This window comes from Ruegeria sp. BHSB064, assembly GCF_059613205.1.
Map to the genome: position 1 here is coordinate 57,131 of NZ_JBXWSB010000009.1, position 12,437 is coordinate 69,567.

At 57.6% G+C, this 12,437-nt stretch carries 13 protein-coding genes; 8 read left to right on the forward strand and 5 right to left on the reverse strand.

Features of this window, described 5'->3' with window-relative positions:
* Window positions 1-284: 284 nt before the first annotated feature.
* Together AC2FNU_RS03885 and AC2FNU_RS03890 are read right to left on the reverse strand one after the other, a co-directional pair.
* Window positions 285-1,514, reverse strand: coding sequence for a sigma-54-dependent transcriptional regulator (locus AC2FNU_RS03885; RefSeq protein WP_496784996.1), 1,230 nt, complete (start codon window positions 1,512-1,514; stop codon window positions 285-287).
* A complete protein-coding gene (locus AC2FNU_RS03890; RefSeq protein ID WP_496785001.1) occupies window positions 1,511-3,292 on the reverse strand; it encodes a sensor histidine kinase in 1,782 nt (593 codons plus the stop codon). The genes AC2FNU_RS03885 and AC2FNU_RS03890 overlap by 4 nt, the downstream gene beginning before the upstream one ends.
* On the opposite strand from AC2FNU_RS03890, the gene AC2FNU_RS03895 reads away from it, so the two are divergent.
* Window positions 3,291-4,472, forward strand: a complete 1,182-nt coding sequence (locus tag AC2FNU_RS03895; protein ID WP_496785004.1) for a cytochrome P450 — start codon at window positions 3,291-3,293, stop codon at window positions 4,470-4,472. The two genes, AC2FNU_RS03890 and AC2FNU_RS03895, sit on opposite strands and share 2 nt — an antisense overlap.
* A gap of 34 nt (window positions 4,473-4,506) precedes the next feature.
* On the opposite strand, the gene AC2FNU_RS03900 is transcribed toward AC2FNU_RS03895, so the two are convergent.
* Window positions 4,507-4,989 (reverse strand): Lrp/AsnC family transcriptional regulator, encoded by a 483-nt coding sequence (locus AC2FNU_RS03900; RefSeq protein WP_171174323.1) that lies wholly within the window; start codon window positions 4,987-4,989, stop codon window positions 4,507-4,509.
* 144 nt (window positions 4,990-5,133) lie between these two features.
* Here AC2FNU_RS03900 and cobA point away from each other — a divergent pair, with 144 nt between their 5' ends.
* The 7 genes from cobA (at window position 5,134) to infC (ending at window position 10,757) form a co-directional block, all read left to right on the forward strand.
* The gene (cobA, locus tag AC2FNU_RS03905; protein WP_496785011.1) at window positions 5,134-5,910 is read left to right on the forward strand and encodes a uroporphyrinogen-III C-methyltransferase; all 777 of its coding nucleotides are present in this window, start codon (window positions 5,134-5,136) and stop codon (window positions 5,908-5,910) included.
* On the forward strand, window positions 5,910-6,224 hold the full coding sequence (locus AC2FNU_RS03910) for a DUF2849 domain-containing protein (protein ID WP_496785015.1): 315 nt from the start codon (window positions 5,910-5,912) through the stop codon (window positions 6,222-6,224). The genes cobA and AC2FNU_RS03910 overlap by 1 nt, the downstream gene beginning before the upstream one ends.
* A 66-nt stretch (window positions 6,225-6,290) precedes the next feature.
* Window positions 6,291-7,955 (forward strand): nitrite/sulfite reductase, encoded by a 1,665-nt coding sequence (locus AC2FNU_RS03915; protein ID WP_496785019.1) that lies wholly within the window; start codon window positions 6,291-6,293, stop codon window positions 7,953-7,955.
* Window positions 7,945-8,706: a phosphoadenylyl-sulfate reductase gene (locus AC2FNU_RS03920; RefSeq protein WP_496785023.1), complete on the forward strand. Its 762-nt coding sequence runs from the start codon at window positions 7,945-7,947 to the stop codon at window positions 8,704-8,706. The genes AC2FNU_RS03915 and AC2FNU_RS03920 overlap by 11 nt, the downstream gene beginning before the upstream one ends.
* The gene (locus tag AC2FNU_RS03925) at window positions 8,703-9,110 is read left to right on the forward strand and encodes a DUF934 domain-containing protein (RefSeq protein ID WP_496785028.1); all 408 of its coding nucleotides are present in this window, start codon (window positions 8,703-8,705) and stop codon (window positions 9,108-9,110) included. The genes AC2FNU_RS03920 and AC2FNU_RS03925 overlap by 4 nt, the downstream gene beginning before the upstream one ends.
* Before the next feature lie 107 nt (window positions 9,111-9,217).
* Window positions 9,218-10,051: a ferredoxin--NADP reductase gene (locus tag AC2FNU_RS03930; RefSeq protein WP_496785032.1), complete on the forward strand. Its 834-nt coding sequence runs from the start codon at window positions 9,218-9,220 to the stop codon at window positions 10,049-10,051.
* 244 nt (window positions 10,052-10,295) lie between these two features.
* Window positions 10,296-10,757, forward strand: a complete 462-nt coding sequence (gene infC, locus AC2FNU_RS03935; protein WP_496785043.1) for a translation initiation factor IF-3 — start codon at window positions 10,296-10,298, stop codon at window positions 10,755-10,757.
* 68 nt (window positions 10,758-10,825) lie between these two features.
* On the opposite strand, the gene AC2FNU_RS03940 is transcribed toward infC, so the two are convergent.
* Together AC2FNU_RS03940 and AC2FNU_RS03945 are read right to left on the reverse strand one after the other, a co-directional pair.
* A complete protein-coding gene (locus AC2FNU_RS03940) occupies window positions 10,826-12,142 on the reverse strand; it encodes an aspartate aminotransferase family protein (RefSeq protein ID WP_496785036.1) in 1,317 nt (438 codons plus the stop codon).
* Window positions 12,139-12,437 (reverse strand): 3-keto-5-aminohexanoate cleavage protein (locus AC2FNU_RS03945; protein ID WP_496785039.1); only part of this gene is annotated, 299 nt, incomplete at its 5' end. The genes AC2FNU_RS03940 and AC2FNU_RS03945, both read right to left, overlap by 4 nt.

Here is a 12,437-nt window from a genome sequence, read left to right on the forward strand (position 1 = left end):
CTCCCAGACTTCCTAAAAACAAGCGATCAGCGCCGGGCAGGCGCCGTATGGCGTGTAGTGAAGCGACTCAGTCACACGCACACAACATTTCCCTCTGAAAGCTGGATGATGTGATTTACGTGTTTATTTTCAGCAGCTTGCATCAAACCAAACACAAGGCAAAGAATCACCTTTTCTTCGACGTGCGGAAATCCGCACATAAGGAAATGCTGCTTGTGCGGATTTTCGCACAGTTCGCGAATCAATCCTGCGAATCAATGCGCAACGCACCTGCGCCGGGCGAATTACCTGCGGTAATCCTCGGGACGGATTTGATAGCGCGCCAGCTTGTCATAAAAGGTCTTTCGCGGAAGCTTCAGCGCCTTTGCCGCGTCTGACGCCTTACCATTGTGCCGCCCCAGCGCCGCGATCAGCAGCGATCGTTCAACACGCGCCATTTGTTCACTGAGGCCCAGATCCGTGGCTTGGGCAACCTCTTCTGGCATCCCCAGAACAAAGCGCATAGCGGCGGACATTAGGGAACGCGCATTCCCCGGCCAGTCGCTGGCCATTAACACCGCCAGATGTTCCGACGAAATCTCGGGAACCGGAATCCCGGCCTGTTCTGCTGCCTGCGCCACATAATGACGAAAGATAACAGGAATATCGTCGGGACGCTCGGCCAGGGACGGAATACGCACGCGCATCACGTCCAGCCGGTAGAATAGATCGGCATTGAAACGACCTTCGGCGCTTAGGGCAGCCAGATCGGTGGTGGTGCCAGCAATGATCCGTCCATCCGGCCCATGTTCGATCAGTTCAAGGGCCGCGAATTGGGTGGCCTGCGGCATGGCTGACACTTCATCAAGAAATAGTGACCCGCCCGCGGCATCCTCGCAACCACGGGCCAGATCTTCGGGGCTGAGCGTTGAGGCGGGGCGTTTCACGAACGGCCCCTGCCCCACCGACGACATCAGGTGCACAACCTCAGCGACTTTTGAGATACCGCTGCCAGGAGGGCCTGTTACCAGAACTTCGGCCCCCGTGGGTGCAACAGTTCGAACCCTTTCACGCAACGCCTCTGCCTGCGGCGACAGGCCAAACAACAACCGTGCTGCAGGGTCTCCGCGTTCCAGTTCGGATTTCAATGCTCTCTGCTCGATGACTTCGGACCGGGCGGCAAACGCACGTTCCAGCACGTCCAGAAGATCGGACGCGGCACAGGGTTTTTCCAGAAAGTCGAAGGCGCCTTTACCCATCGCATCCACAGCCATGGGAATATCCCCTTCGCCGGTCAGAAGGATAACGGGAAGATCGGGATCGACCTCTCTTGCATAGCTCAACAAATGGAACCCATCCCGGCCCGGCATTCGGATGTCCGAGATGATGACACCGGGAAAGTCCGCCCGGATGTGATCCTTGGCCGCAACAAAAGAGCCGGCCGTTGTCGGTTGAATATCCGCAAGTTCAAGCGTTTGTGCCAAAGCCTCGCGCACGGCTGCATCATCGTCGACCAAAAGAACTTTTCGGGTCATGCCGCCTCGTCTTTCCGGTAGTATTCCAATTCCACGGTAAACATCGCACCTGTTGGCGCGTTGGTTCCGCGAATATTCCCGCCAAAACTCTGAACCAGCCCGTATGAAATCGAAAGCCCCAGCCCCATTCCTTCGGACGAACCGACGGCCTTGGTGGTGTAAAACGGTTCAAACAGCTTTTCCGTGTTTTCGATACCGGGACCTATGTCACGCACCGTGACCGAAAGCCTTTCGCCATTGTTGATCACTATTTGAATAAGGCGTTCATCCTGCTGGCTCATCGCGTCGGCTGCATTGTTGATCAGGTTTACAAAGACCTGCACCAGCCGCACTTCGCCGCCCCAGGCATAAACAGGGTCGTTGGGCGGTTGCCAATCCATTGTGACGTTTTCTGTGTGCAGCCTGGCTTCGGTCAGTTCCACGGCCGTATTCAGAACCTGCACCAAATCCACGCGCCCCATCGGTTCGCTTTCATTGCGGGCAAAGGCGCGCAGGTTTTTGATGATCCGCGCCATGCGCGCAGCCAATTGAGAAATACGACCCAAATTTTCTGCGGCTTTTTCGGGTTTTCCACGGTCCAGGAACGCCGTGCCGTTATCCGCAAACTGCCGGATTGCCATCAGGGGCTGGTTCAGTTCGTGACTGATTCCTGCCGACATTTGCCCCAGTGCACTGAGTTTCCCCGCTTGAACCAGATCTGCCTGTGCGCGCCGCAGGGCGGCTTCGGCTTCCTCTCGTTCCGCTACTTCCTTGCGCAGGCTCGCGTTTGCGACGGTCAGATCATGGGTGCGCTGGGCCACACGGCTTTCCAGAACGGCGTTGGCGTCTGCCAAAGTGCGACGCCGCTCGGTGGCCAGAAACAAAAGCGCCCCGAACGCTAAACAGATCGCTGCCACTGTCGCAGCCTGCAAACCAGCCAAGCGACGCGCGGGTGCTACATCCATCAGAACTTCACCAGTCATGCCAATCACCGGAAGGTCTCGGATCAGGTGCAAGGCGCGTTCCGGTAGATACGGCCCCCAATTCAGCTTCCACAGCTCAAAGGGTCCAACCCGACTGGACACAAATTCGGGCTCTGGCCCGCCCGGTGGCGTCAACCCCTCCTGCCCCGGCGCACGCTGCCACATAAGCAGTTCGGACCGGTTAGAGATGAATACGACACCGGATCGATCAATGAAAAACACAGCTTCTGTACTTCCGCGCCATGTCTGTTCGATATCTTCGACATCCGCGATCACCATCAACGCGCCAACCACGCGCCCCCGCGCATCAAAATCGGGCGCCGCGTAGGAAAAGATGCGGTCGCCTGCTCCCGGCAATATACCATGATCGCTGCCTAACGCGCCATGCATCGCACGCTGAAAGGCGGGCTGATCGCTGACGTCTCCTCCGATGACGTCGTGGGCTGCTGCAAGCACGCGGCCGAACCGGTCAGCATAGATCACATCCACGGCAGCAGTCTTGTCCGCCACCTCCAACAACAACACTTGCGCGCGAACCTGATTGACCGGGTTTCCCAGATTACGCAGTTCAGGATGTCCTGACATCAGCACAGCAAGTTCCTGATAAACTTGTAACTGCGTGCTCAGCCGATCGGCCGCCAGTTCAAGATCCGCTTCGGCTTTTTCGCTGAGTTGAGACAGCGCCTGACGGTAGCCATAGGACCAGACGAATCCGGACAGTACCCCGACGGCAATCAGAAAACCGGCTATGAACCAAACCCTGTGCATATACAGGGTCTTGCATTCAACGCGTCGCGTGGCAAGTGTGCGTCGCATGAAGTCGCTCTCACAATCCCCGACAGAACCGGGTTTCGTCCAGAACCCCTATCCGTTTTACGACACAGCCCGACAAGCCGGAGATCTGTTCTATTGGACCGATTACAGCATGGTTGCTGCTGTATCCTGCGAGGCCGTCCGCACCTTGCTGAAGGATCGCCGGTTCGGGCGCGAAGCTCCACCCGAACACGCAAAACAAGGCCCTGCGCATCTGGCCCCATGGCTGTCGGTCGAGGCCCATTCGCTGCTGGAAGCCGAGCCGCCTAGGCACACGCGCCTGCGGGCGTTGGTCATGCGGGCCTTCACGTCGCGGGCGATTTCGGCATTGCAGCCTTCGATTGAATCCCTCTGTCACGATCTGATCCGGGACTTCCCACAAGAGCCGTTTGACCTTTTGCACGCCTACTGCACTCAGGTCCCGGTGATTACAATCTGTCGTCTGCTGGGGGTACCCGAAGTCATGGCCCCGGATCTGCTGCGCTGGTCGCACGACATGGTGGCTATGTACCAAGCCAATCGAACGCGGGACACCGAAGACAGGGCCGCGCAATCGGCACAGGAATTCACCACGTTTCTGGAAGACTATATCGACCAGAGACGGCGCGATCCGCGTGACGATCTGATTACCCGATTGATCGCTGCAGAAGAGGAAGGCGAGAAACTGTCCCGCGAAGAGTTGGTCGCGACCTGTATTCTGCTGTTGAACGCCGGTCATGAGGCAACGGTGCATTCCTTGGGGAACGGGGTCAAAACCCTGCTCGAAACACACACTGACCCTGACGCTTTGGGGCCAGACAATATTGACAAGACCATCGAAGAAATCCTGCGCTATGACCCGCCCCTGCACATGTTTACGCGCTATGCCTACGAGGATGTCGAGATCTTCGGACATAGCTTCAAACGCGGCGATCAGGTTGCTTTGTTGCTGGGGGTCGCGAACCGCGACCCCGCTGTTTGGCAAGACCCGAACGCCTTCCACCCCACACGATCCATCGATGTGAACACCAGCTTTGGTGGTGGGATCCACTTCTGCGTTGGTGCGCCTTTGGCCCGGTTGGAAATGCGCATCGCACTTCCAATCCTGTTTGACGCCTGCCCAAATCTACGGCTCACCGCCGCCCCGACTTATTCGAACAGTTATCATTTCCATGGTTTGGAGCAGGTTTTGGTGCAAATCTGACGTCACGTTTCCACCTCGTGGAAAGCCGCCACCGCTACGCCTTTTCAACCAGCGCATTCAACGGCAGCATCGTGGTGGACTTGATTTCTTCCATCGACAAAAGCGCCGTGACGTTGTGCACCCGCACTTCTGAAATCAGCGATTGATAGAAAACGTCATAGGCGCGGGCATTCTTGACCCTGACTTTGAGGATATAGTCGATGTCGCCCGCCAGCCTGTGCGCCTCTTGCACTTCGGGGTGATCGCGCAACGCTTTCAGAAACTTGCGCTGCCATTCAGCCTCGTGTTCCGACGTCCGGATCAGGACAAAGAACGTCGCCTCAAACCCCAGCGCTTCGGCATCCAGCAAAACCGTCTGCTGCCCAATGATACCAGCCCCTTTGAGCTTGCGGATACGATTCCACACCGGCGTCTTGGAACTGCCCACACGGGCTGCAATTTCATCCAGTGACTGACCCGCATCGCGTTGCAGCTCGGCCAGAATTTTCCGATCCGTTTCGTCTATTCGAACCGACATTCCAGTTTTCCTTCCAATTCGAGGCTTTCGTTCCAATTCCCAACCAAAATGGAACAAACGTTCTTATTTATCCGCCCATATGGCGCTTTTGTGGGAATATTTCCTATATTGCAAGGCAAGTCAAATCACACCCGAGACGATCCAATGCAGGACATGCTCACAATCAGATCCAAAGGACATGTCGACTTTGTCGGCGCCGGTCCCGGTGATCCCGAATTGCTGACGCTCAAAGCGCTCACCGCGTTTGAGCAGGCTGATGTCGTTCTGCATGACCGTCTGATCAGCGCACCTGTGCTGGATCTGGCCGGCCAGACCGCAGAACTGGTTGATGTCGGTAAAGCCGGGTTTGGTCCATCCTGGAAACAAAGCGATATTGATGCGCTTTTGGTGGATTACGCCCAAAAGGGCAAGCGCGTGGTGCGCCTCAAGTCAGGGGACCCCACTGTGTTCGGTCGTCTGGATGAAGAAATCGAAGCGGTCCAGGCCGCTGGCATTAGCTGGCAGATCATCCCCGGAATAACGGCTGCATCTGCGGCGGTTGCAACCATTGGGCAAAGCCTGACCCGTCGGGGCCGCAACTCTTCCGTGCGGTTTCTGACCGGACACGACATGAAAGGCTTTGCCGATCATGACTGGGCCGCGCTGGCGCGCGCAGGATCAGTTGCTGCGATTTACATGGGCAAGAAATCGGCCCGGTTCATCCAAGGTCGTCTGATAATGCATGGCGCGGACCGCGCCACACCTGTCACGCTGGTCGAAAACGCCTCGCGCCCGAATCAACGCATTCTGGCGACCACATTGGACAAATTGCCGACTGACCTGGCCGCTGCGGACATGGACGGCCCGGCCCTGACCTTCTATGGCCTTGCCCCGCGTGAAGCGGCGCAGGCTGTGACCGAATTCAATAAGGAGCTTGCCTGATGGCCCGCGCTTTTACCCCCAAAGTCGTCACCGCAAATGATTTGCTGGAAGGTGATGTCATTTATCAAACTGAAGATGACCGCTGGTCGCGTGATCTGTCCGAAGCAGAATTGATCACCGACGAGGCCCATGCCCAGGTGCGCCTTCTGGACGCCGCGCGTCAGGCGAACAAGATTGTGGGCGCCTATCTGGCTGACGCCGTTGCTGGCGAACGCGGCCCTGAGCCCACCCATTTTAGGGAAGACTTCCGCCGGACTGGTCCGTCCAACTATGCCCACGGCAAACAGGAATCTTCCTCGCAGCCCCGGGCCTGATCCCAGGCCCTCTCTCTCCCCTTCTATGGCCCCAAGGTTCGGGGCTGCAACCAAGGACAGCTAGACATGTATCGCTACTCCGAGTTTGACCACGAGTTTCTGGCAGAGCGCAACGCACAGTTCCGCGCTCAGGTCGAGCGCCGCATTGACGGGTCGCTGACCGAAGACGAATTCAAACCCCTGCGCCTGATGAACGGCCTGTATCTGCAGTTGCATGCTTACATGCTGCGGGTCGCCATCCCTTATGGCACTCTGTCCAGCGCGCAGATGCGCCAACTGGCTTTGCTGGCCGACAAGTGGGACAAGGGCTATGGCCATTTCACCACGCGTCAGAACATCCAGTACAACTGGCCCAAGCTGAAAGACGTGCCAGATATGCTGGACGCGCTGGCCGAGGTGAATATGCACGCCATTCAAACCTCGGGAAACACCATCCGCAACGTGACAGCAGACCACTTTGCCGGTGCCGCCGCGGATGAGATTGCTGACCCGCGCCCCTATGCAGAACTGTTGCGCCAGTGGTCGACCGACCACCCGGAATTCCAGTTCATGCCGCGTAAATTCAAGATTGCTATCACCGGCAGTGAAAACGACCGCGCCGTGATCAAGGCGCATGACATCGGCCTGCAATTGGTCGAGCGTGATGGTGTTCTGGGCGCGCGCGTGATTGTGGGCGGCGGTCTGGGTCGCACCCCGATGATCGGCAAAGAGCTGACGGATTTCATCGCATTTGATGACCTGTTGGCCTATATGGAAGCCGTCGTATCCGTCTGGAACCAGATCGGCCGCCGTGACAACAAGTACAAGGCACGTATCAAGATCACCGTGCATGAGCATGGCATCGACGCCATCCGCGCCAAAGTGAACGAACGCTTCTTGCAGGTCCGCCCGCAGTTCAAAGGCGCCGACATGAACCTGCTGGAAGAGATCAAGGAACACTTTGCGCCTCCAGCCTTCCGTGAAGGTTCAATTGCTTCGTTTGAAAGCGCGTATAGCAATGATCCGGTCTTCCGCTCGTGGGTCGACACCAACATCGCGCCGCACAAAAACGCAGACCACGCGATTGTCACGATTTCGATCAAAAAACACGGCGCGACACCGGGCGATGCGACTGCCGAGCAGATGCGCGTTATGGCGGATCTGGCCGAAGAGTTCGCCTATGACGAGTTGCGCATCAGCCATGAGCAGAACGTGATCCTGCCGCATGTCCACAAATCGGATCTGCCCGCGATCCACGCGAAGCTGAAGGAGTACGAGTTGGCGACCGCCAATATCGGCCTGATCAGCGATATCATCGCCTGCCCCGGCATGGACTACTGCGCGCTGGCGACCGCTCGTTCCATCCCGGTTGCACAGCAGATCGCAACCCGATTTGACGAATTGAAGCTGGAGCATGATATCGGCCACCTGAAGATCAAGATCTCGGGCTGCATCAACGCGTGTGGTCACCACCACGTTGGACATATCGGTATTCTGGGTCTGGATCGCGCAGGCGTCGAGAACTACCAGATCACTCTGGGCGGCGACTCGACTGAAACCGCAGCCGTCGGCGACCGCACTGGCCCCGGATTTGCCTATGACGAGATCGTGCCTGCTGTGGAACGTATCGTAGACACATATCTGAAGCAGCGGGAGAGCGCCGAAGAAACCTTCCTGGAAACATATCGCCGCGTCGGTATGGCTCCGTTCAAGGCAGCCCTTTATCCCGAGGCTCGGGCGAATGCCGCTTGACCTGATCCAGACGGAACTGGGCAAAGACCGCAGCGAATTGACCGAAAAGGTCGAGGCGCTGAACGCCCGGTTCCGGCACCACAGCGCGCATGACGTCATGCACGGCGCGCTGGAGGAAATTGACAAATTGGCTCTGGTCTCAAGCTTTGGGGCCGAGTCGGTTGTGTTGCTGCATATGGCAGCGGTGGTCGACAAGATGACCCCGGTGCTGTTCGTCGACACGCAGATGCTGTTCACCGAAACGCTGGAATACCAGCAGGAGGTCAGCGAGCGTCTGGGCCTGAAGAATGTCCATATCATCCGTGCGGATGATGAGGATGTTCAGCGTGACGACCCTTATGGCGCATTGCGTCTGCGGGATACGGATGCGTGCTGCAACCTGCGCAAGACCTTCCCTCTGCAAAAAGCTTTGTCAGGCTATTGCGGCTGGATCACGGGGCGAAAACGGTTCCAGTCGGGCACCCGCGCCGCGCTTGAGTTCTTTGAGGTCGAGGACGGCACGGGCCGGATCAAGGTCAACCCGCTGGCCCATTGGGCGCCCGAAGATGTGCGCACCTATATGGACGAAAACAATCTGCCCCGGCATCCGCTGGTGGCCAAAGGATACCCTTCGATCGGCTGTGCGCCCTGCACCTCGCCTGTCAAAGAGGGCGAAGACCCCCGCGCCGGGCGCTGGCGCGACCAGAACAAGGAAGAATGCGGCATCCATTTTGTCGATGGCAAGATGGTGCGCGCCGGAGAGAAAACATGAACGTAATCGTAACGGATGAGGGCTTTTCGCCCGATGACTGGACCGACGGCTTTGTCACTCTGGACGATGCCGCCAATGATGTGGTCGCGCTGGACGTTGCCTCGGACACCGACCCGGATGAACTGATTGACCGTTTGGGCAGTGCCCAGATGGTGCGCGTGGATTTCCCGTCTTCTGCGGATGGGCGCGGTTTTACCATTGCGCGCGTCCTGCGTCTGAAAGGCTATAAAGGCCGCCTGCGCGCCAAAGGCCACGTGCTGGCAGATCAATACGCCATGGCCCGTCGCAGCGGGTTCGATGAGGTCGAAATCGATCACACCCTTGCAGACCGTCAGCCTGAAGATCAGTGGCTGGCACGTGCCAATTGGCAAGACAACAACTATCAGGCCCGCCTGCGCGGCTGATGCCGCCATCGCCAGCTTGTGATACAAAGGGGGCAATCTGTCCCCTTTTCCTGACTTGGATCAAAGATTAAACGGAGATGTCGGTTTAGCTGATCGGCAGTGAAATGATGACAGAGATGAAATCCGTGAGTGAAGCAACCGCCGTAAAGGCCCCCGTTCTGCCAGATGCCCAGACTGTCACCGAGGTGAAGCACTGGACCGACAGCCTGTTCTCGTTCAAGGTCTCGCGCCCTGCATCGCTGCGCTTTCGTTCGGGTGAGTTTGTGATGATCGGCCTTTTGGGCGACAACGGCAAACCGTTGCTGCGCGCCTATTCGATTGCGTCGCCATCCTGGGACGAGGAATTGGAGTTCTATTCGATCAAGGTCCAGAACGGCCCGCTGACCTCGAAGCTGCAACACATAAAGCCCGGCGATCAGATCATCCTGCGCCCCAAGCCCGTTGGTACGCTGGTGCATGACGCCCTGCTGCCCGGCAAACGCCTGTGGTTCTTTGCCACCGGCACCGGCTTTGCACCTTTTGCCTCGCTGCTGCGTGAACCGCAGACCTATGAGGACTATGACGAGGTCATCATCACCCACACCTGCCGCGAAGTTGCCGAACTGGAATATGGCCGTCAGCTGATCGAGAGCATCCGTCAGGACGAACTGCTGGCTGAACTGATGGGCGAAGGCTTTGCGGACAAAATCCGCTACTACCCGACCACCACCCGGGAAGAGAGCCCCAAGATGGGCCGCATCACCACCCTGCTTCAAGACGGCACCGTGTTTGAAGATCTGGGCATCGAAGGCGGTATCAAGCCTGAAACCGACCGCGCGATGGTTTGTGGATCTTTGGCCTTCAACCTGGATATCAAAGAAATCCTCGAAGGGTTCGGCCTGCACGAAGGCGCAAATTCAGACCCGAAGGAATTCGTGATTGAAAAAGCCTTTGTCGGGTAAACCCAAATTGCGTTCGGGGCTTTGAGGCTTCGAACGCGAAAAACACCCGATAAAACAAGTTTTTTCACATCATCCTGTATTTATGCCGCTTGAAGTGCGGCGCAGCCCGGTTTAAATTCCGGGCTCGAAATTCTGCAATTATCAAAGGAATGAACCCATAGCTCGCAGACCTCACAACGCGCCGCCTCAACGTGACACCGGCCCGCGCGTCAATGACAGAATCCGTGCCCCCGAAATTCGGCTGATTGGTGCCGAAGGTGAAAACGTCGGGGTGGTTCATCCCGCCAAAGCCATGCAACTTGCGGCCGATGCTGGCCTTGACCTTGTCGAGATTTCGCCCAACGCGAACCCGCCGGTCTGCAAGATCATGGACTTCGGCAAATACAAATACGAGCAGCAAAAACGCGAAAGCGAAGCCCGCAAAAAGCAAAAAGTCATCGAGGTGAAAGAGGTCAAGTTCCGGCCCAACACCGACACCCATGACTACGACGTGAAGATGCGGAATGTGTTCAAGTTTCTGGAAAACGGCGACAAGGTCAAAGTGACCCTGCGTTTCCGTGGTCGCGAAATGGCGCACCAGAACCTGGGCCGCGAATTGCTGGAGCGTGTTGCTGAGGACGTCAAAGATCTTGGCAAGATCGAAAACATGCCGAAGATGGAAGGCCGTCAGATGATCATGATGATCGGCCCGCTTCCACAGAAATAAACCGAACACAGACTGCAAGGTCACAGGCTCTCGCTGGAATAGCGAGAGCCTTTTCGTGTCTAAGGCCGTCAGATCACTGCGTTCAACGCCCGTTCCAATTTTCCGACAAGCTCGTCAATCTGCGCGTCTTCGATGATAAATGGTGGCGCCAGCAGGATGTGATCCCCGTTGCGCCCGTCCCGCGTGCCCGCCATCGGATAACAGATCAGGCCTTCGGCCATTGCAGCCTTCTTCACCTTTCCAGCAATGCCCAAAGATTGATCGAACGGTGCCTTGGTGCCCCGATCCGACACCAGCTCGATTCCCCGGAACAAACCGCGCCCGCGCAGGTCGCCAACATTCGGGTGCTGACCAAACGCTGCTTCAAGGGCCGACTGCACTTTATTCCCCATCTCTCCGGCGCGTGCTGGCAAATCCCGTTCCGTCAACTCACGAACCACCGCCAGTGCAGCAGCTGTGGCAACCGGGTGACCGATATAGGTGTGACCGTGTTGGAAGAACCCGGACCCATCCCGAATTGCATCATAAATCGCACCAGTGCACAGCATGGCTCCGATCGGCTGGTACCCAGCCCCCAAGCCTTTGGCGATGCACAGAATATCCGGCGCGATGCCGTCATGATCGCAGGCAAACAGGTGGCCTGTCCGCCCCATACCGCACATCACCTCGTCCAGGATCAACAGCACGCCATACTGGTCGCAGATTTCCCGGACACGTTTGAAATACCCTTCAACCGCAGGAACTGCACCAAGCGTTGCGCCAACCACCGGTTCGGCCATAAACGCCATAACGGTCTCGGGCCCCAGCCGCAGGATTTCAGCCTCAAGCTCATTGGCAACGCGCTGACCATAGTCAAAGCTGCTCTCGCCTTCGGGTTTTTCGGCATATTCGTAACAGGCCGAAATATGGGTCATCTCGATCAGCATCGGCGCAAACTGAGCCCGCCTCCAGGCATTGCCCCCGGCTGACAAAGCGCCCAGCGTATTGCCGTGGTAACTTTGTTTACGCGCGATGACATGCCGGCGCTCGGGCTGACCGATTTCAAGGAAATTCTGACGCGCCAGTTTGATCGCCGCCTCGGTTGCCTCAGACCCGCCCGACACAAAATAGACCCGATCCAAATCGCCCGGCGCGTGCTGGATCAACAGATCCGCCAGTGCCTCAGCCGGTTCAGAGGTCATGAAACCGCTATGGGCAAAGGCGATCTGCTCCACCTGATCCTGCACGGCGCGTATCACTGCAGGGTTGGAATGCCCCAGACAGGACACCGCCGCGTCACCGCAGTCCAGGTAGCGCTTGCCTTGCGCATCGATCAGATAGCAGCCGTCACCACCAGCTGCGATGGGCAGGTCAGATTTGGTGTGGCGTGGGAATACGTGACTCATGTCCTGGCCTTTCCAAGCAGTTCAACCAAAGCCGCGACCGAAGCCGCATTATCCGCCCACGGCGTGCCATCCGGCCCCGTCAGGCTGTTTTCAAATCCAACGCGCACATCACCTCCGCGCCGCGCTGCTTCGGCCAGACAAGCGTGTTCCCGTGCGCCAAACGCACAAACCATCCAGCGGTTTTGACAATCCGGGAAGGCATCCAGATCTGCCGGTGCGGATTGCTGACCTTCGCTATAGCGTCCCAGAACCAGTAACCGATCCGTCTGATCCTTGTGGACAATGCCATCCATAT